The 19,699-nt window shown below is 57.2% G+C and carries 22 protein-coding genes; 12 read left to right on the forward strand and 10 right to left on the reverse strand.

Annotated features, from left to right (window positions below):
• Positions 1-59: 59 nt before the first annotated feature.
• The 8 genes from hisG to MARLIPOL_RS01495 form a co-directional block, all read right to left on the reverse strand.
• Complete coding sequence (hisG, locus tag MARLIPOL_RS01460; RefSeq protein ID WP_012136279.1) at positions 60-704, reverse strand: ATP phosphoribosyltransferase; 645 nt, start codon at positions 702-704, stop codon at positions 60-62.
• 29 nt (positions 705-733) lie between these two features.
• Complete coding sequence (gene murA, locus MARLIPOL_RS01465) at positions 734-1,996, reverse strand: UDP-N-acetylglucosamine 1-carboxyvinyltransferase (protein ID WP_012136280.1); 1,263 nt, start codon at positions 1,994-1,996, stop codon at positions 734-736.
• A 30-nt stretch (positions 1,997-2,026) separates the two neighbouring features.
• The gene (locus MARLIPOL_RS01470) at positions 2,027-2,269 is read right to left on the reverse strand and encodes a BolA family protein (protein WP_012136281.1); all 243 of its coding nucleotides are present in this window, start codon (positions 2,267-2,269) and stop codon (positions 2,027-2,029) included.
• 163 nt (positions 2,270-2,432) lie between these two features.
• The gene (locus MARLIPOL_RS01475; RefSeq protein WP_012136282.1) at positions 2,433-2,753 is read right to left on the reverse strand and encodes an STAS domain-containing protein; all 321 of its coding nucleotides are present in this window, start codon (positions 2,751-2,753) and stop codon (positions 2,433-2,435) included.
• Positions 2,750-3,373: an MlaC/ttg2D family ABC transporter substrate-binding protein gene (locus MARLIPOL_RS01480; RefSeq protein WP_407638034.1), complete on the reverse strand. Its 624-nt coding sequence runs from the start codon at positions 3,371-3,373 to the stop codon at positions 2,750-2,752. Before MARLIPOL_RS01480 ends, MARLIPOL_RS01475 begins: the two co-directional genes overlap by 4 nt.
• Positions 3,374-3,442: 69 nt before the next feature.
• On the reverse strand, positions 3,443-3,892 hold the full coding sequence (mlaD, locus tag MARLIPOL_RS01485) for an outer membrane lipid asymmetry maintenance protein MlaD (protein ID WP_012136284.1): 450 nt from the start codon (positions 3,890-3,892) through the stop codon (positions 3,443-3,445).
• 57 nt (positions 3,893-3,949) lie between these two features.
• Entirely contained in the window at positions 3,950-4,732 is a 783-nt protein-coding gene (mlaE, locus tag MARLIPOL_RS01490) for a lipid asymmetry maintenance ABC transporter permease subunit MlaE (RefSeq protein ID WP_036190263.1), read from the reverse strand.
• Positions 4,729-5,541 carry an ATP-binding cassette domain-containing protein gene (locus MARLIPOL_RS01495; protein WP_012136286.1) on the reverse strand — a complete coding sequence of 271 codons (813 nt, stop codon included), beginning with the start codon at positions 5,539-5,541 and terminating at the stop codon, positions 4,729-4,731. Before MARLIPOL_RS01495 ends, mlaE begins: the two co-directional genes overlap by 4 nt.
• A gap of 188 nt (positions 5,542-5,729) precedes the next feature.
• On the opposite strand from MARLIPOL_RS01495, the gene MARLIPOL_RS01500 reads away from it, so the two are divergent.
• From MARLIPOL_RS01500 to yjgA, 12 genes are all read left to right on the forward strand, one after another.
• Complete coding sequence (locus tag MARLIPOL_RS01500; protein ID WP_012136287.1) at positions 5,730-6,728, forward strand: KpsF/GutQ family sugar-phosphate isomerase; 999 nt, start codon at positions 5,730-5,732, stop codon at positions 6,726-6,728.
• A 10-nt stretch (positions 6,729-6,738) separates the two neighbouring features.
• Positions 6,739-7,296, forward strand: a complete 558-nt coding sequence (locus MARLIPOL_RS01505) for a KdsC family phosphatase (RefSeq protein WP_012136288.1) — start codon at positions 6,739-6,741, stop codon at positions 7,294-7,296.
• A 14-nt stretch (positions 7,297-7,310) separates the two neighbouring features.
• Entirely contained in the window at positions 7,311-7,925 is a 615-nt protein-coding gene (gene lptC / locus MARLIPOL_RS01510) for an LPS export ABC transporter periplasmic protein LptC (protein ID WP_012136289.1), read from the forward strand.
• Positions 7,897-8,454, forward strand: coding sequence for a lipopolysaccharide transport periplasmic protein LptA (gene lptA, locus MARLIPOL_RS01515; RefSeq protein ID WP_012136290.1), 558 nt, complete (start codon positions 7,897-7,899; stop codon positions 8,452-8,454). The genes lptC and lptA overlap by 29 nt, the downstream gene beginning before the upstream one ends.
• Positions 8,432-9,157, forward strand: coding sequence for an LPS export ABC transporter ATP-binding protein (gene lptB, locus MARLIPOL_RS01520; protein ID WP_012136291.1), 726 nt, complete (start codon positions 8,432-8,434; stop codon positions 9,155-9,157). The genes lptA and lptB overlap by 23 nt, the downstream gene beginning before the upstream one ends.
• A gap of 166 nt (positions 9,158-9,323) precedes the next feature.
• Positions 9,324-10,850: an RNA polymerase factor sigma-54 gene (locus MARLIPOL_RS01525; RefSeq protein WP_186008456.1), complete on the forward strand. Its 1,527-nt coding sequence runs from the start codon at positions 9,324-9,326 to the stop codon at positions 10,848-10,850.
• A gap of 86 nt (positions 10,851-10,936) precedes the next feature.
• Positions 10,937-11,245 (forward strand): ribosome hibernation promoting factor, encoded by a 309-nt coding sequence (gene hpf, locus MARLIPOL_RS01530; RefSeq protein ID WP_012136293.1) that lies wholly within the window; start codon positions 10,937-10,939, stop codon positions 11,243-11,245.
• Positions 11,246-11,329: 84 nt separating this feature from the next.
• Positions 11,330-11,800: a PTS IIA-like nitrogen regulatory protein PtsN gene (gene ptsN / locus MARLIPOL_RS01535; protein WP_012136294.1), complete on the forward strand. Its 471-nt coding sequence runs from the start codon at positions 11,330-11,332 to the stop codon at positions 11,798-11,800.
• Positions 11,801-11,828: 28 nt separating this feature from the next.
• Positions 11,829-12,716 carry an RNase adapter RapZ gene (gene rapZ / locus MARLIPOL_RS01540; RefSeq protein WP_012136295.1) on the forward strand — a complete coding sequence of 296 codons (888 nt, stop codon included), beginning with the start codon at positions 11,829-11,831 and terminating at the stop codon, positions 12,714-12,716.
• A 7-nt stretch (positions 12,717-12,723) separates the two neighbouring features.
• Positions 12,724-12,993, forward strand: coding sequence for an HPr family phosphocarrier protein (locus MARLIPOL_RS01545; protein ID WP_012136296.1), 270 nt, complete (start codon positions 12,724-12,726; stop codon positions 12,991-12,993).
• Positions 12,994-13,078: 85 nt separating this feature from the next.
• On the forward strand, positions 13,079-14,440 hold the full coding sequence (gene mgtE, locus MARLIPOL_RS01550; protein WP_012136297.1) for a magnesium transporter: 1,362 nt from the start codon (positions 13,079-13,081) through the stop codon (positions 14,438-14,440).
• Between the two features lie 101 nt (positions 14,441-14,541).
• On the forward strand, positions 14,542-15,069 hold the full coding sequence (gene yjgA / locus MARLIPOL_RS01555) for a ribosome biogenesis factor YjgA (protein ID WP_012136298.1): 528 nt from the start codon (positions 14,542-14,544) through the stop codon (positions 15,067-15,069).
• Between the two features lie 4 nt (positions 15,070-15,073).
• Here yjgA and MARLIPOL_RS01560 read toward each other — a convergent pair whose 3' ends face one another.
• Together MARLIPOL_RS01560 and MARLIPOL_RS01565 are read right to left on the reverse strand one after the other, a co-directional pair.
• Positions 15,074-15,916, reverse strand: coding sequence for a carbon-nitrogen hydrolase family protein (locus tag MARLIPOL_RS01560; RefSeq protein WP_012136299.1), 843 nt, complete (start codon positions 15,914-15,916; stop codon positions 15,074-15,076).
• Between the two features lie 35 nt (positions 15,917-15,951).
• Positions 15,952-19,680, reverse strand: coding sequence for a YhdP family phospholipid transporter (locus MARLIPOL_RS01565; RefSeq protein ID WP_323807357.1), 3,729 nt, complete (start codon positions 19,678-19,680; stop codon positions 15,952-15,954).
• Between the last annotated feature and the right edge of the window lie 19 nt (positions 19,681-19,699).

A 19,699-nucleotide genomic window follows, 5' to 3' on the forward strand; every position in this document is an offset into this window, starting at 1 on the left:
TTACCCGATCCCTCCGTCCAACAATCGTGAGCTGGACAGCACAGGCATCCCCCGCTTCCTTAGCTTTCTCTACGCTTTTCTACGGCAACGGACATCTTTTCAATTATGGGGTTAATGCGCTCGTGTTTCATCTTCATGGACGCGCGATTAACCACCAGACGACTGCTGATATGTTCGATCAAGTCCCGCGCTTCCAAACCATTGGCCTTGAGGGTATTGCCAGTATCCACGATATCGACAATCTCATCGGCCAGATTCAGGATCGGAGCCAGTTCCATCGCACCATACAGCTTGATGATATCCGCCTGACGCCCCTGGGCCGAGTAGTAGCGGCGGGCCAGGTTAACGAACTTGGTAGCCACACGAATGCGCCCAGCCGGGGCCGGCTTATCCTTCGGGCCGGCGGTCATCAGACGGCAGCGGGAAATGTTCAGGTCCAGCGGTTCGTAGAGACCGTCACCGCCGTGCTCCATCAGGACATCCTTGCCGGTTACCCCGAGATCCGCGCCGCCATATTGCACGTAGGTGGGTACGTCCGTAGCGCGGATAATCAGCACCCGCACGCTGGGATCGGTGGTGGGAAACACCAGCTTGCGGGATTTCTTGATGTCGTCAACCAGTTCAATACCCGCTTCCGCGAGCAATGGCAGGGTTTCATCGAGGATTCGCCCCTTCGACAAAGCGATGGTGATGGAGTCGGTCATGCGTCCTTCCGGTTTCTGATCCGTTTCGATCATGCTGGCAGGCGGCGAATACTGGCGCCCAGCAGCTGCAGCTTCTCTTCAATACACTCGTAGCCGCGGTCAATGTGATAGATGCGATCCACAATGGTGTCGCCATCCGCCATCAGACCGGCAATAACCAGGCTGGCTGACGCCCGCAGGTCGGTCGCCATAACCGGCGCTCCGGTCAGATACTCGACGCCTTTGATAATGGCCGCATTGCCTTCAAGGGTAATATCCGCGCCCATCCGGCTCAGCTCATCAAGGTGCATGAAACGGTTTTCAAACACCGTTTCCACGATGGTACCGGTGCCTTCAGCAACGGCATTCATCGCCGCGAACTGGGCCTGCATGTCCGTAGGGAACGCCGGATAAGGTGCCGTACGCAGGCTCACCGCTTTCGGGCGGTTGCCTTTCATATCCAGCTCGATCCAGTCTTTACCGGTGGTGATGTGCGCCCCGGCCTCTTCCAGCTTGAGCAGTACCGCTTCCAGCAGGTCTTCACGGGTGTCTTTCAGTTTCACCCGTCCGCCGGTGGCAGCAGCGGCTACCAGATAGGTGCCGGTTTCGACACGGTCAGGCAGCACATCGTAGTGACAACCATGCAGGCGCTTCACGCCGTTGATTTCTATGGTCGCGGTGCCGTGACCTTTGATGTCTGCACCCATTGCAATCAGGCATTCCGCCAGATCCACCACTTCCGGTTCGCGGGCAGCATTCTCCAGGATGGTTTTCCCGTCCGCCAGGGCCGCGGCCATCATCAGGTTTTCCGTACCGGTCACGGTCACGGTATCCAGGAAGATGTGGGCGCCCTTCAGGCGACCATTGGTCTTGGCCTTGATGTAGCCATTCTCCACCTTTACTTCCGCGCCCATCATTTCCAGGCCGTGGATGTGCAGGTTTACCGGCCGGCTACCAATGGCACAGCCACCCGGCAGGGACACTTCCGCTTCACCAAAGTGAGCCACCAACGGCCCCAGCACAAGGATGGATGCCCGCATGGTCTTGACCAGTTCGTAGGGCGCGTGGAAATGCTTGATGGTGTTGGCATGAACTTCAACGCTCATTTTTTCATCAATCAGCAATTCCACGCCCATGCGGCCCAGCAGCTCGATCATGGTGGTGATGTCGTTCAGGTGCGGCAAGTTGCCCACTGTGACGGGCTCGTCCGCCAGCAGTGTGGCAGCCAGTATCGGCAGTGCGGCGTTCTTGGCACCGGATATCCGGATTTCACCATTCAGGGGCTTACGGCCTCTGATCAGAAGTTTGTCCACAATAGTCTTCCTGTTATTGGCGGGCAGCTATCAGCCCTGGCGCGCGGCCCACTCAGCCGGGGTAAATGCTTTCGGATGCAAGGCGTGTATGGTGCCGTCCATAATGTGCTGGAATAGCACCTTATTGATCATTTGCTGCCGCTTGATGGTGGGCAGGCCTTCAAAAACTTCTCCTACCACGACAACCATATAATGATTGCCATCGACCTGAACCTGCACCTCACAATCCGGCAGGGCCTGCTTTACCAGTTCGGTAACTTCGGCGGCTTCCATAGTCATTCCTCGGGTGTTAATAGAACAGGGGCGAGATTGTAACCAATTACGCGGCCCGGGTCAGCCAGCAGCGTGTGACAGAATGGAGAGAGTACAGGGAGAATGTACAGAATGCGGGGAATACGGGAATACCGGGAACTATGAAGAGTAGTGGGAAGATTCTTCAGGCAGAGCCGTCGGGCTGGAAACCAGACAATTGCTCTTCCAGATTGCTGAGCGCAGCCAGAGAATAGAGGCGGTCGCTGACGCCAGTGAATAACAGCGAACGCCCCAGCTCGTCAGCACACCGCTGCCAGCATAACAGCAGCGACAGAACAACACTGTGGGCGTTTTCCAACGCGCTCAGATCGACAGTCAGGTTTCCGGACGCTGACTGGATCAGCGCCTCGCCCTGCTTTCTGGTGGACACCACCGTGAGCGGATCGACAGATCCGCTCACTTTCAGGATATCGCCACTTAGCTCAACCCGAGCCACCGAAGTCATGAGTTATCCACTTCCTCATCGAGGTTGAGACTTTCCACAGCGCCATCCCAACTATCGATCACAGCCTGTACTTCACCGCGATTCTGTTCCATTTCCTGGGCAAATCGGTCACGGAAGGCCAGGCCGATATTGATACCTTCGACAATGACATTCTCCATCATCCACCGACCTTCATCATTTTTATACATGGAGTAAGTCACCGGGTAGCGGTTACCACTGGCGGTGAGCACCTCCATCTGCACGGAGGCCCGGCCCGCATTATTGGGGTTGATCTCCGCGCCTTTTACTTCAATGGCGAAGTCGTTTGCACTGACCAGGGCCTGAGCATAACTGTCGAACAGGCTTCGCTTGAATTTCTCAACGAACTCATCCCGCTGCTCCGGGGACGTCTGACGCGCATACCTCCCCATAACGCGAGCGGCGATCCGGCGAAAATCCACAAACTCCCGCAGCTCCTGGTCCATACTGATGTAAAAGGCCTCAGGGTCCCTGTCATACAGGCCCTTTTCCTCGTTCAGCTTGTCCACCAGGCGCTGAGTGTTTTCGTCCACATACTTTACCAGGTCCTCTTCCTGACCCGCCTGGGCCGGAAGCACCAGGGTTGCCATCAGGAATGCCATAAAAAGCATGCCGCGTCTGATCAATACCATGTCTTTCTCCTGTAACGTTTCAGATCCTTTTCTCTCGCGCTATTTACCAGATGCAAAGTTGGTAATCAGGCGCTCAAGATTCATGGCTGACTGGGTTGAATAAAAGCTGTCTCCGGGTTTCAGGGATTCCATGTCGCCACCGATGGAAATATCAATGTACTGATCCCCGAGTATGCCGGATGTACGTATTACCGCGGAGCTGTCCGCCGGAATGTTGTCCACATTCGCGTCAATTGCCAGCTCCACCTTTGCCTGGAAGGTCTCCTTGTCCAGGGTCACACTGCGAATCGAGCCCACCTTGACGCCCGCCATGGCGACTTTGCCCCGGGGCGAAATGCCGCCAACGTCATTAAAGCTGGCATACAGGGTGTACGTGTCACCTGCGCTTTTGGGCGACAATCCGCTCACCTGCAACGCCAGGACCAGCACCGCTGCAAGTCCTGCGATAATAAACAGGCCGGTGATTATTTCCGTGGTTCTCTGTGCCATATCCAGCTCCCGATTAAGTTCTGGTCAATCCTGCTGTATTTACGCCTCAACTCAAGGTCAGAAATCCCCGAACATGACGGCAGTAAGCACAAAATCCAGGCCGAGAACTGCCAATGATGAATACACGACGGTTTTAGTGGTGGCCGAACTGATGCCGGCAGAGGTCGGCACACAATCGTAACCCTGGAAGACGGCAATCCAGGTGCAGACAAACCCGAACACCACCGTTTTCACCATCCCATTCAACACATCGTCCGCAAAGCTGACCGATGACTGCATATTACCCCAGAAAGCACCTTCAAAAACGCCCAGCCAATCGACGCTCACCAGCATACCGCCCCAGATACCAACCACCGAGAAGATCACCGCCAGGATGGGCATCGCGATAAAACCGGCCCATAGCCTCGGGGCAATCACTCGCCTGAGAGGATCCACCCCCATCATCTCCATGCTGGACAGCTGCTCCGTGGCCTTCATCAGACCGATTTCGGCGGTCAATGCCGAGCCCGCCCGCCCCGCGAACAACAGTGCCGTCACGACCGGACCCAGTTCCCTTACCAGGGTCAGGGCGATCATCTGACCTACCGCCGCTTCGGAGCCATAATCACTGAGAATGGTATAGCCCTGCAGCCCCAGCACCATGCCGATAAACAGGCCAGACACCAAAACGATCGCCAGGGACAGCACCCCAACCGAATAGAGTTGGCGAACCAGCAGCGGAAACCCCACCGCAGGTTTCGGAACCCCGGCAAGGGCGCCACCAAGAAAATAGCCGGCACGACCAACCGTGGCCACGATATCAAGGCCCAGCCGGCCGAGTGCGGCGATGCGATCCATCATCTGGCGCCTCCGGTAAGTCCCCAGTCCGACCCCGCATCCGGCGCCGGGTAATTAAATGGCACGGGACCATCCGGCTGCCCCTGCAGGAACTGCTGCACGCGCTCAGACGGGTGCTGCCTTAATTCATCCGGTGTCCCCTCGCCGATAATCTGGCCATCGGCAATGATGCAGGCGTAATGACAGATACTCAGGGACTCCGGCACATCGTGGGACACCAGCACGCTGGTCAGCCCCATGGAACTGTTGAGGTCACGAATCAGTTTGACCAGCACCCCCATGGCAATCGGATCCTGGCCTGCGAAGGGCTCGTCGTACATGATCAGTTCCGGGTCCAGGGCAATACTGCGAGCAAGTGCCACACGACGAGTCATGCCGCCGGACAGTTCTGAGGGCATCAGATCTCGCGCCCCCCGGAGCCCGACAGCCTCCAGTTTCATCAGTACGATATCTCGGATCATGTCTTCCGGCAGGGAAGTATGGACGCGCAGGGGGAAGGCAACATTCTCGAAGGCGCTGAGATCGGTAAACAGGGCACCACTCTGAAACAACATGCCCATCTTTTCACGCAGGGTATACAGAGCCTTACGTCTGAGCCTGGGCACATTCTCACCCGCCACCATGATGGTGCCGGAATCCGGCTTCAACTGACCGCCGATCAACCGTAACAGTGTCGTCTTCCCGGTTCCGCTCGGCCCCATGATGGCGGTAATCTTGCCGCGGGGAATTTCGAGGGTCACACCATCAAATATACGCCGGCCCGAGCGTGAAAAGACCACATCGGTTAATGTTATGTATGCTTCCGAAGCCATAAGCCATCCCTTTCGATCAGGCGCATACATTATGCGAAGCCGGTTGGAAGCTCAATCCGTCCATCACAAAATGTCCTGATGGCAATGATCAGTTTCCCTGAACAAGGCCCCGCAGCCTTGTGAAGTGATATACTCTCGCCAATTCACCCAGAGCCCTAAATGACGACAAGGTGCGAGCCGGAAACACCATGAGTGACAGCAACAAGTCCATAGCCGACATCAAGCAGACTTACCGGGACTCGGCCCTCCGAGCCATCGAAATCGAGAAAGACGCCATTGCCGCACTCTCGGATCGCATTGACGATCACTTTGTCCGTGCCTGCGAAGTCATCATGGCGTGCAAGGGGCGCGTGGTGGTCACTGGCATGGGCAAATCGGGCCATATTGGCAACAAGATTGCTGCCACCCTGGCCAGCACAGGCACGCCGTCTTTCTTTGTACATCCGGGCGAAGCCAGTCATGGCGATCTGGGCATGATCACCGGCCAGGACGTGGTGATTGCACTGTCCAACAGCGGTAACACCAGTGAAGTGGTCACCATCCTGCCATTGATTCGCCGTATGGGCGCGCCACTGATCAGCATGACCGGCAATTCCGACTCCACCCTGGCGAAGGAGGCTGTGGCCAATCTCGACGTCAGTGTTGCCCTGGAAGCCTGCCCCCTGGGCCTGGCACCCACCTCCAGCACTACTGCCACCCTGGTAATGGGGGATGCTCTGGCGGTCGCGTTGCTGGAAGCCCGCGGCTTCAGCGCGGAAGATTTTGCATTTTCCCATCCTGGGGGCAGCCTGGGCCGACGCCTGTTATTGCGGGTCTCCGATATCATGCACACCGGTGACCGCATCCCCCGGGTGACCGGCGACACCCCGCTTAGCGGCGCGTTGCTTGAAATTTCCCGCACGGGCCTGGGCATGACAACCGTGGTAGACGCAGAAGGCAACATGACTGGCGTATTCACTGATGGCGACCTGCGTCGCACGCTGGACAAGTCCATTGACGTCCACACGACACCGATTCATCAGGTCATGACCCAAAACGGCAAGACCATTCAGGCCGACCACCTGGCAGCCGAAGCGTTGAACATCATGGAAGAAATGAAGATCAACGCCCTGCCCGTCACTGATGAAGACGGCCGATTGGTCGGCGCCATCAATATGCACGATCTGCTGCGCGCCGGCGTCATCTGAGGAGCATGCTATGACTGACACTTTACGTCCGCAATGGCCTGCCCGCATCCTCGGCAAAGCCGCCAACATCCGCCTTCTGGCCTTGGATGTGGACGGCATCATGACCGATGGCAAACTGTTTTTCAGCGCCTCGGGCGATGAAATGAAAGGCTTTAATATCCTTGATGGACTGGGCCTGAAACAGGTTATGGCCGCGGGCATTACCGTTGCGGTCATTACCGGGCGCAACTCGCCACTTACCGAGAAACGCATGGGTGACCTGGGCATACCGCATCTCATGCAGGGCCGCGAGGACAAAAAAGTCGCACTGCAGGAACTGGTCGACTCCATTGGCGTCAGTCCCGAGGAGATCGCCTATATGGGGGATGACCTGCCGGATCTTCCTGCCATCCGCTTCGCCGGGCTGGGCATTACCGTCCCCAATGGCTACTGGCTGGTTCGCGAACAGGCGGATGTATGCACCTCAGTTCCCGGTGGCAACGGCGCCGTTCGCGAGGCCTGCGACCTGCTGCTGACGGCTTGTGGTCAGTTTGACACCACTCTGGCCGCCTACACCCAGGCTGACTGAAGGACCCTGTCGCAATGAGAGGCAACCTGCTCCCCACTCTGCTACTGGCCAACCACCCCTGGCTCAGAACCCTGGCGCTGGGGTGTACCATTGTGGCTCTGATCGTGATGATGTGGCAGAGTGACGAACCTCAGGAGCCGGTGGACGCTGCGGCACTGAGGGGACAATCCGAGCCCGACGGCTTTGTCGTCAACGGCCGCTACCTTTCATACGATGACACCGGCAAGCTCAGCGTGCGCTTTGAAAGCCCGCGTATTGAACAGTTTGAAGCCGACAACAAGGCCGTAATGGAGTCACCCAGAGCCCAATTGTTCGGCGAAGGCGAGGAAGAGCCGTGGTATTTAAGCTCGGACTCCGGAACCTTCCGGGAAGGAGAAGGCCTGCTTCACCTGGAAGGTAACGTTAAGGTGATTCGCACATCCGGCGACCGCCAGGGCATTCTGACAACCTCCAGGCTGACGCTGGATAACACCAGCCGTACGGTATACACCGATGCCCAGGTGGAGCTGACGGATTCGTTCAGCGTCACCCGCGCAACCGGAATGAAAGCCTGGATCGATGATCGCATTCTGGAACTCAACTCACAGGTGGAAGGACGCTATGAGCCTGGCCAACAAGCCAATCCGTAACTTTACCGTAGCATTGGCAGCACTCTTGTTCGCAGGTTCTGCCGTTGCTTTCAGCCTGGACTCCGACGTCCCTATCACCGTCAAGGCCAACAGTGCACGACTGGATGATAGCAAAGGGGTTGCCACCTACACCGGCAACGTCCTCCTGACCCAGGGGGCTACCGAGCTGACCGCCGACAGGGTGATCCTTTACCGCGATACAAATGGCCTGCGGCGAATTGAAGCGACCGGCCAGCCCGCCCATTACCGGCAACCCGCCCGGGATGGTCAGGGGGAAACCGATGCCCGCGCCCTCAACATTACATACTCGGCCCCGGAAAGCCGACTGACGTTTGAACGGGAAGCCGTTATTGAGCAGAACGGCAACCTGTTCCGTGGCGACATCATTCATTATGATAGCGTCGACCGAGTGGTCACCGCCGAAGGGTCGGCAAGCAACGACAACGGTAATGGCCGAGTTGAAATGGTCATCCAGCCACGCAGCAGCCAAAACAGACAGGATTCGGATGGCAGTTCTCAGGGCCAGTAATCTGGCAAAAAGCTACAAGCACAAGAAAGTGGTCCTCGACGTATCCCTGGAGATTCGCAGTGGCGAAATCGTTGGCCTGCTGGGCCCCAACGGCGCGGGCAAGACCACCTGCTTCTATATGATCGTAGGTCTGGTACCTGCCGATAATGGCCGGATCACCATCGATAGCAAGGACATTACTCCGCTACCGATGCATGGCCGGGCCCGCAAGGGTATTGGCTACCTGCCGCAGGAAGCGTCAGTGTTCCGCAAACTGACGGTGCGGGACAACATCATGGCGATTCTGGAGACCCGCAAGGAACTCAAGCGGGCGGACCGCGAGGCCAAACTGGAAGAGTTGCTGGAAGAATTCCACATCACGCATATCCGCGACAGCCTGGGCATGGCCCTGTCCGGTGGTGAACGGCGCCGGGTGGAAATTGCCCGGGCACTGGCCATGGAACCGGCATTCATCCTGCTGGATGAGCCCTTTGCCGGTGTCGACCCCATTTCCGTCAGCGACATCAAGCATATTATCCGCCACTTGCGTGACAAGGGCATCGGGGTATTGATTACGGATCACAACGTGCGTGAAACTCTGGATATATGCGAGAACGCCTACATCGTCTCAGGCGGCCACATTATCGCTTCCGGTAATTCAGAGGAAATCCTGGCCAACCAGCAGGTAAAAGAGGTCTATCTTGGCAACGAATTCCGGCTTTGACCGGGGTCATATTTCGCGGCCGGGATACCATGGCCCAATTGTCATGTTGATGACAAGCAAGTACACTCGGCAAAGAACTTGCTTGGTCTGGCAAGTAGCCAGCACACAAAGAATTTTTTTGCAATCACCCGTTAAGCCGGTGCCATTGAGTGACGGATCCTGAACCATGGTTATGAAAGCGTCATTACAGTTAAAACTGGGTCAGAGCCTGACCATGACGCCGCAATTGCAGCAGGCGATAAAGCTTCTGCAGCTCTCCACCCTCGACCTTCAGCAGGAAATCCAGCAGGCACTGGACTCCAACCCCATGCTGGAAACATCGGAAGATGACGACACCCCGGACGCCAATGCGTCCGAGCAGGACAACGAAGAGTCGCCGAAGGCTGAGGAAACAACGTCTGCGACTGAGTCCGCCTCCGACTGGGACGAATCCGAAAACGGCCCCGACTGGGCATCGGAGAATGACATTCCCGATAACATTCCAGACGACTTGCCCGTGGATACTGCCTGGGATGACATCTACCAGTCAGCACCGGCACCGGCGGCCCGCAATGAAGACGAGAACGACAGCGACTTCGAAACACGCAACTCCCCGGCGGAAACCCTTCAGGATCACCTCGAATGGCAGCTGAACCTGACCCCCCTGAGTGAACGGGACCAGGCCATAGCCCACGCCCTGATGGACGCAGTGGATGAGCGCGGATATCTGACATCGTCCATAGAGGAGATACACTCCGGACTGGTGGACGAAACCGAAGACGATCCGCTGGAACTGGATGAAGTGGAAGCCGTGTTGCACCGCCTCCAGCACTTTGATCCACCCGGCGTCTTTGCCTGCGATCTGCAGGAATGCCTGCTGATTCAGCTCAACCAGCTGCCACCGGACACCCCCTGGCTCGCCCAGGCGCGACTGGTTATTACCCATTACATCAACTTGCTGGGCAACCGGGATTACGCACAGCTGTTGCGCCGCAGTCGCCTGAAAGAAGACCAGTTGCGGGAAGTGCTGGCACTGATCACCAGCCTCAACCCGCGGCCGGGCGATTCCGTGGACCGGGCAGAGCCGGACTACGTCATTCCCGATGTGATGGTCCGTAAGCACAACGACCGCTGGCGAGTCGAACTCAATCCGGACATTGCGCCCCGAATCCGGGTCAATGCAAGCTACGCATCCCTGATCAAGCGTGCGGACAGCAGCGCCGACAATACCTACCTGAGGGATCAGCTTCAGGAGGCCAAATGGTTTATCAAGAGCCTGCAAAGCCGTAACGAAACACTGCTCAAGGTAGCAACACGCATTGTCGAGCATCAGCAGGGTTTTCTGGACCACGGCGAAGAAGCCATGAAGCCATTGATTCTCTCGGACATCGCCCAGGCCGTGGAAATGCACGAATCCACCATTTCCCGTGTGACCACCCAGAAATACATGCATACCCCCCGCGGCATCTTTGAATTAAAGTATTTTTTCTCAAGCCACGTCAGTACCGATGAGGGCGGAGAGTGTTCCTCCACCGCAATCCGTGCCATGATCAAGAAGCTGATTGCGGCAGAAACTCCGAAAAAGCCATTGAGCGATAGCAAAATTGCAGCCATGCTAGGAGAACAGGGTATCAAGGTGGCCAGGCGGACCGTAGCCAAATATCGAGAGGCTATGCACATTCCACCATCCAATGAACGGAAACGGCTGGTTTAACCCCACAGTATTCGCCGGCAGGATATAACGCCGGCACACCGTCGGCCCCGGAAGAGGGGTCGGTATGATGACGACAGGAGACGCCTATGCAACTCAATATTTCAGGCCATCACGTAGAACTGACTCCCGCACTGAAAGATTACGTATCAGGCAAGTTTGAAAAGCTCGAGCGCCATTTTGACCACATCAGTAATTGCCAGGTGACGCTCCAGGTGGAGAAGGTGAGGCAAATGGCCGAGGCGACACTCCACGTGATTGGTGGTGAGATTCACGCAAAGGCTGAGAATGACGACATGTATGCAGCAATTGATTCGCTGATTGACAAACTGGACCGTCAGATTCTCAAACTCAAGGAAAAGAACGTCGATCGTATGCATGGAAATGGTGTCCGTTAAGACACCGGTTACCATGCATTCAAAATAATCGAGCTGCGGCATGTACGTGCCGCAGCCTTTTTTTTACGGAATTGCAGTCGATTCATGAGCGACACATCTCTGACTATCGAAAACATTCTGGCACCGGAACTGACCCTGTGTCGGGCACCCGCGTCCAGTAAGAAACGGGTTCTGGAATTTATTGCCGAGCAGGTGAATCAACAGGATGCCTCTCTCAGCGACACCCAGATTTTCAACAACCTGATTTCCCGGGAGCGTCTGGGTAGCACCGGCATTGGCCAGGGTATCGCCATTCCCCACTGCCGCCTTGAAGGGCTTGAACGGGTGGTTGGCGTGCTGCTGACACTGGAGGAAGGGGTTGGCTTTGATGCGATTGATAATCAGCCGGTGGATCTGGTGTTCGCCTTGATCGTTCCCAAAGAAGCCACCAGCGAACACCTGGAACTGCTGAGTCAGTTGGCAGAGAAGTTCAATGATCGTGGATTTTGCAATCAGCTGCGGCAATGTACGGATGCCCAATCTCTCTACAGCCGCATGCTGAACAGCAACAGCTGATCACTTCTGAGCGGAGGCAAAAAAGGCAATGAAACTTATTATTGTCAGTGGCAGGGCAGGCTCGGGAAAAAGTACAGCACTTCACGTGCTGGAAGATCTTGGTTTTTACTGTATCGATAACCTGCCTATCGGCCTGCTGTTCCCGCTAACGACGGAAGCCGCCAATCACAGCAACGCCCCCGATCGCCTGGGGAAAATGGCGGTCAGTATCGACGCCCGCAACCTCGCCGGTGAACTGACCAACTTCGAGACCATTTACCGCCAACTCCAGGGCACCGGCGTGACGGTAGAGATCATCTATCTGGACGCGGACGAACAATCCCTGCTTCAGCGTTTTCACGCAACACGGCGCAAACACCCCCTGAGCGATGACAAAACCTCACTCCGGGAAGCCATTGGCAACGAGAAGCACCTGCTGGAGCCGCTGTCGAAGCTTGCCGACCTCTATATCGATACCACCGGCATGTCCATGTACGAGCTTCGGGACATGGTCAAACAGCGGATCGTCGGACGCAAGGATCAGGAACTGGCCCTGCTGTTCCAGTCGTTCGGGTTCAAACACGGTGTGCCACTCGATTCCGACTACGTCTTTGATGTGCGCTGTCTGCCCAACCCTTATTGGGACACCAGTCTTCGCCAGTATGTCGGTACTGACCAACCGGTCATTGAATTTCTCGAGAAAGAGCCCCTGAGCCGCAAGATGGTCGACGACCTGATCGCGTTTCTGGACCACTGGTTGCCCTCATTCGCCGACAGCAATCGGAGCTACATGACCATCTCCATTGGATGTACCGGCGGCCAGCATCGTTCGGTCTATGTCTGCGAACAGCTTGGCCACCACTTCCGCCAGAAGTACAACAATGTCCAGGTCCGCCACACGGAATTGCCGCACCTGCAAACCCGTGATCAGGTGTGAGCGGATCATGATTCGACGTGACGTTACCATCATCAACAAGCTCGGTTTGCACGCGCGTGCTACCGCAAAACTGGTTGCGACCGCCTCTGCCTTTGAAAGTTCGGTGAAAATCTGTGGCAAGGGCCGCGAAGTTGACGCGAAGAACATCATGCAGGTCATGATGTTGGCTGCCAGCCAGGGAACAGACGTAGAACTGGTCGCGGACGGTGCCGACGAAGAACAGGCAATTCACGCGCTGGTTGAGCTGATTAATGACTACTTTGGCGAAGGCGAGTAAACCCACGGAATTCACCTACAACTCTCTCTCACCTGTACTGCGTAACTCCGCTATAATACGGGGGTTTTCTGACTGTGGGTGAACCATGACCGATATTCTGGAAAAAAGCCAGGCTCGCCAGCGCCTTCGCTCCCTCAGCGAAGCGCTCGACAGTGGTGCGCTGAAACAGGTTGCACGCATCCTGAATGGCGGCCTGAGCCCCAGCGATATCGCCCACCTGCTGGAATCATCCCCGCCCCGTCAGCGGGCTCTGCTGTGGAACCTGGTCGATAAACAGCTGGAAGGTGAAGTCCTCCAGTACCTTGGCGATGACATCCGTGGCTACTTTCTCAGCCAGCTGAATGCCCAGGAACTGGCCGATATCCTCGAGGACTTCGAGTCGGATGACCTGGCCGACCTGCTCCAGCAACTGCCTGACACGGTTATCCAGGAAGTCTTGGACACCATGGACGAGCAGGACCGGCAACGGGTAGAGGAAGTCCTGTCCTACCCGGAGGACACCGCCGGCGGCCTGATGAACACGGACACCATCACGGTGCGTCCCGATATCAGCATCGACGTGGTTCTTCGTTACCTGCGCCGGCACCGTAACCTGCCCCCAATGACCGACAGCCTGATTGTGGTGAGCCGGCGGGATGAGTTCATCGGCATGCTGCCGATCACCAAGATGCTGGTCTCCAATCCGGCGGCGACCGTGCGGGAAGTGATGGACACCGACATTGAACCAATTCCGGTGCTGTTGTCGGACACCAAGGTCGCCACCCTGTTCGAACGTTACGATCTGATCTCAGCTCCGGTGGTCAATGAAGATGGCCGCCTGCTCGGACGGATCACCATCGATGACGTGGTTGACGTTATCCGCGAAGACGCGGACCACTCGCTGATGAGCATGGCGGGTCTGGACGAGGACGAAGACACCTTCGCGCCCATCCTGAAAACCACCCGGCGCCGCGCCATCTGGCTGGGCATCAACCTGATCACCGCTTTTATTGCGTCCGCCGTTATCGGCATTTTTGAGGACACCATTGCCAAAGTGGTTGCACTGGCGGTGCTTATGCCGATTGTCGCCAGCATGGGTGGAATAGCAGGTAGCCAGACGCTGACCCTGGTGATCCGCGGTATGGCGGTGGGCCAGATCAGCGGCGTTAATGTCCGCTGGTTGCTGAACCGGGAGTTTGTGGTGGGCATGCTTAACGGGATGCTATGGGCCGTGGTGGTGGCGTCCGCCGCCACTCTCTGGTTCAAGGACATCCTGATTGGCGCTATCATTGCCGCGGCACTGATCATCAACCTCGTGGCCGCAGCCCTGGTTGGCACGGTCCTGCCGCTGTTTCTCAAATCCCGTAATATTGATCCGGCCCTGGCGGGCAGCGTCATTCTGACAACCGTTACGGATGTGGTGGGCTTCATGGCCTTTCTCGGGCTCGCCACCATATTCTATGCGTAGCTCTCTGTCGGATTACGCTTCGCTAATCCGACCTACGGTGGATTCTAATTTTTATGTAGGTCGGATTAGCGAAGCGTAATCCGACACGAACAGGCAACGTTATGAAAGATCATTACGACGACAACGACGACGCGCCGGAGTACCTTGGTCCTAGCAAATCCCAGCTCAAGCGGGAAATGCACGCCCTCCAGGATCTCGGCAAACGCATGCTGGAGCTGAGCAACGACCAGCTCGACACCCTGACCATCAGTGACACCCTGAGGGCTGCGATCGAGGAATCCCGCCGCATTCGCCAGAATGAAGCGAAACGCCGGCACCTCCAGTTCATTGGCAAGGTCATCCGCCAGGAAGACGATCCGGATGGCCTGAAGCGGGCAATTGATGCGTTCGACGCCGGTAGCGAGGAACACACCCGGCGCCACCATCTGGCGGAGCGCTGGCGTGATCGCATGATCAGCGAAGGTGATTCAGCGGTGGGTGAATTTGTGAGTTACTGCCCCGGTGCGGATATCCAGCACCTGCGCAACCTCGCACGCAACGCCCGCAAGGACGTGGAAAAACAGAAGAATACCGGGCAGGCGAGAAAGCTGTTCCGGTACTTGCGTGAAGCGATTGATGAGGTGGAGTAGGTTTTTATAAGCGACGGTGCTCCCACACGGGCATACGGGCGCGGACGTTGGCCAGATGGTCGGCGTCGATGGTGGCGGTAATCACACCGGGCCCATCTTCTGTTATCTCCGACACCACCTTGCCCCAGGGGTCGCAAATCAGACTGTGGCCGTAGGTACGGCGACGCTGGCTGTTCTGGCCACCCTGCCCCGGCGCCACGACCCAAACCTGATTTTCGATGGCCCTGGCGCGGATCAGCGCGTGCCAGTGGGCATCGCCCGTCTGCCAGGTGAATGCGCTGGGCAGGCAGATCCATTCCGCCCCTTTTTCACGCAGGGCCCGGAACAGTTCAGGAAAACGCAGGTCATAGCAGATCGCCATCCCCAACCTACCGACGGGTGTTTCAACGGTGACGACCGACTCTCCGGGCTCAAAAGTATCGGATTCCCGGTACTGACCGTGGGCGTCTTCCACCATGGCATCGAACAGGTGGATCTTGTCGTAGCGGCCCACTTCATTACCCTGATCGTCATACACCAAAGCGGTTGCGCGGACCCTTCCCTCTATGAGGGTGCCATCCGGGCGTTGGGACAGGGGCAGCGAGCCCCCGACAATCCAGATCCCGAGCCGGCGTGCCTGGTCTGCGAGAAATTGGCGGATAACGGGCGCGTGCGATGCCTCCCGCTGACCACAGTCCACCATCTGGGACGTGGCCAGTACCGCGAAGTTTTCCGGCAACACAGCGACGCGGGCGCCTGCACAGGCAGATTCGGTCAACAACCGCTCGGCTTCCCGCAGATTGGCCTCAATATCATGGGTGCTGACCATCTGGATGGCCGCCACACATGGGGAAGAAAAATTGGTCATGGTCGGTCTCCGTAGTGATGCCCGATTATCTGGAGTCATTCGCCGGTATCGAACACTCTCCGCAAGTCTACCGCCGGATTATCCCAGCTTCCGGTTACACTATAGGTCGCACTGGTCAGTTTACTCAATGGGTCACCCAGTACCTTGTCCAACACAAACAGGGCCCCACCAATGGGCGCCCCCGCTCCCATCAGCAATGCCGCCAATGGCAGATTCTGCGTGAGGGGCAGCACCACCACCAACCGCATATCCAGAGTCTCCTCTGCCATATCCGTTGTACCCGACAGCTTGAAGGCTCCCGACGGCCCTACCACCTGCAACTCCGGATCCCAGCTGAGCAGCCCTTCGGTTATCACAGCCTTACCGGAAATGGCATCAAACGCTACCCCCGCCTCGTACAGATCGGAGAAGTCCAATTGCAGTCGACGCCACAAGGTATCGGCATTCAGCAAGTTGAACACACGGAATAGCTGAGCGGAGTTATTACGCTCCAGGATGACACCGTCATCGAGCCGCATGCTCACTGAACCGCTCAAAGCCTCAAGCCCGAACTCATTGGGACGACCGGGCCAATCAAGGTCAAGCTGGATTGAGGTTTTCTTGTTACGCAGAGGGATTTCGGCATCAAACAGGTTGCCGAGATCCCCGAGGGTGCCGCCCTGGATATCACCCGCGAAGCGCGTCATCTCACGGTCCCCGGCGATGCTCCAGGTCATGTCGCCCGTCAGTTTCAGAGAATCAAGCTGACCTTCGATTTCCTCAACCTTCAGGCGGAAAGGCTCTGGCCGCAAGAGAAAAGACCAGCGGCCAAGATCGTCATCGTTCAGCCGGAGTTGTGAGATGCTTATATCGATATCCGGCCATTTCCCGATCTCCAGGGCACGAAATGCCTCAAGCTGTTCATCAACTGTCAGCAATGCCCTTTGATCATCCGTTTTCTCGCCATCACGAGTCAGATGCAAGCTCTGGAAGTCAGCGATGATCGTCTCATCGTTATCCGGCAAAACCACACGTCCCACTGCCCGCTCTGACCGGGTACCGAGCACCCACTGGTCGCCATGGTCACTGGCCGCCACTTCAATGTTCGTCAGCAACTGCCGGCCCAGCCAGAGGCGATGGATATCCAGGTCAAAACCACCGGATTTTTTGAGCAGGCTGAGTGACAGGCGGTTTTCCCAGTCGAGATCAATTCCAAGCCCGTCTTCTCGGGCCGGATCAATTACGGCCGTTATAACGGTTTCTTCATCCGACGTTTTCGCCAGTGGTTCCGGCCAGTTGACGGACACTCCCTGAAGCGTTGAACGGATCGTGACCGTTGAGGCGATATCCGGAGACACATCCAGAGTCGCGATGTAATCCGTTACCCCATTCATGCCCAGACTCACATCGTTTTCCAGCCCGGCGCGGGCAAAGATCTGCGGCAAGCTGACCTGCCCCCGTTGCTGGATCGTCATGCCACCATCGTTGCCTTTTCGGGATAGCGATACCGTCACCGGATCGTTCAGGAACATCGCTTGCAATGGCTCGCCGGAGAATCCGGATGTCGTACTGAAATCGACCTGCCCGGACACTTGGTCCCAGACCAGATCTGCTTCCGGATATGCAACCTCGCCGTTTTCAGTCGCAACCCGAGCCTCTACCACCGGCTCACCATCGCCATTCAGGGGCATCTCCAGGTCCAGATCCAGGCGATAGTCACCACCAAACCTGACACTCCGTCCGGCTGTACCCGCCATATCACCCAATGGGCTGTTGTCCAGCCAGTAGGCGACCGCCGATCCGGGAACCTCAGCTGAGGCATCCACAGCAAGTCGAACACTGCCGCCGACCGGTTCCACCCAGACCTGGCTCGGCTCGAGCTGCAGCTGTCCGGTGTTACCCTGCTCCAACTCTACCCTCGTCAGACCATTGTGGATGAACACTTCTCCGCGGCCGTTTTCCACCGCCGGCCAGCGCTCATCGTAGCGCACTGCGGCGTTATCGAACCGGTATCGCATGGACGATACAAACGAGCCCTTGGGCGCGCCCCGATTGATCAGTCCATGACCGTAGTAGACTCCTTCGGTTATGTCCGCTTCGGTAATGGCCGTGGTCAACCAATCGTACAGCTTCGGATCAACCACACGCACCGGCACAAAATCGGCAAGCATGTCGGCCCGGCCATTACGGACGCCCGCGCGCAAACTGAGATTGTCTTCGCCCTCGCGGTCCAACCGGAGATCAAACGCTCCGGTCAATTCAGTTTGCTCGCCATAGTCCAGGCGGATGCCGTCAGACCATACCCGCGTAATCGGGCCATCCAGTTTCCAGGCAACCCGAGTATGGAGCGATCTCATTGGCCAGCTGCCTCTGAACAGCAACGGAAAACCTAACGTCAACTGTTCGCTGTCAGCCTCCACATAGCCACCACGGTGGTCAACGACCAGATGGCCATCCAGGCCCTGAATCTCCGGCGCTCCCCGGTATGCCTCAACACTGACATCATCCAGCACACCAGAGAGTTTAAAACCGTCACCGTCCGGACCAGGCACCCGTAATCGCAAATCATTAAGCCTGCCCCCCGGTCGGTAATTATCCAGAGCCCGGTTGGCCACCGCCGGCAACAGTTCGATACTTGCAATTAGCCGACGTAATGGCCGCAAAGGTACTTGATCGGCAATGACATCGATTCCTCCAGAACGCTGTCTCACTCGCAAGTCAAAAGGTGACACCTGGTCACCGTCCCAGGTCCACTGTAGATCGTTGAGGTGGAACTCACCGGCGCCCGCCAGAGTTTCAAGATCGACAGGTTCCTCTTCGGTGAGAACAGTCTCACTACGACGCCAACCGAACCTGGCACGGATGCCCTCCAGGGGCGCCAGGGATTCGCGCCCCACCCCCAGTTGCAGGTAGGGAGTTTCAACCGTGCCAGTTACTTGCTCCAGTCTCCCTTCACGGAAGGTCAGCCAGGCCTGACCACCAAGATCGAAACCTTCAACGCGAATGTTACGCCAGCTGTACTCGTCAATCAGACCATCGAACAGCCGACCGGAATTCACGTCCACATAGAGCTGGCCGTTGAAATCCCCCTGGAAGAAATGCTGGCCCAGCAGGCTGAAGCTGGCCAATTGCACGGTAGTTCCCGCCTGCATGGCCCGTCCGGACGCCATAAAGAGGCCACGGCGGTAGACCATATCCAGTTGCGGAATGTCGAGATATCGAACCTGATCGTTGTTGTCCCTGATGCCCAGGTTCACCCGGGTTATCCTGATTCGAGGTTCGGACAGCCAGGCTCCGGCACGATCCAGCCACAGCTTCAGATCGTTGGTCACCGGCTCCGGCAAATCCGCCCCCTCGACGGTGACTTTACCCCGCGGAGTCTGGTTCAGGGTCAGATCCAGGCTATCGGCCTCGAAGTCAGCAAAGACTAGGCGAAGGCGAAACAGTGAGGACAGGGTATCCAGGCGAATACGGAGTTGTTGCAGGGATGCCGCCACATCGCGGCCATCTTCACTCAAAATAACCAGGTTGCGGGCATCAAGGGAAGGGTCCAGCCAGTTCCAGCTGGCGCTCAGGGAACCGATGGCGATCTCATGCCCCAGCTTTTGCGACAGGCGAGCCTCGATATCGTCTCGAAAGCTGTCTATGTTCTGGGTCAGCTGCCGCCCTATACCCACGAACAACGCCAACAGAACCAACGCCACCAGCAACAGCCACCACACCAGGCTGGCCAGCCTGGAAACCAGCCGGACCGGTGTACTTTCCGGGTCCTGGTCGTCGATCATGGAGGACATCGCTTACCTA

It is taken from the genome of Marinobacter lipolyticus SM19 (assembly GCF_000397065.2).
Taxonomy (GTDB): Bacteria; Pseudomonadota; Gammaproteobacteria; order Pseudomonadales; family Oleiphilaceae; genus Marinobacter; species Marinobacter lipolyticus.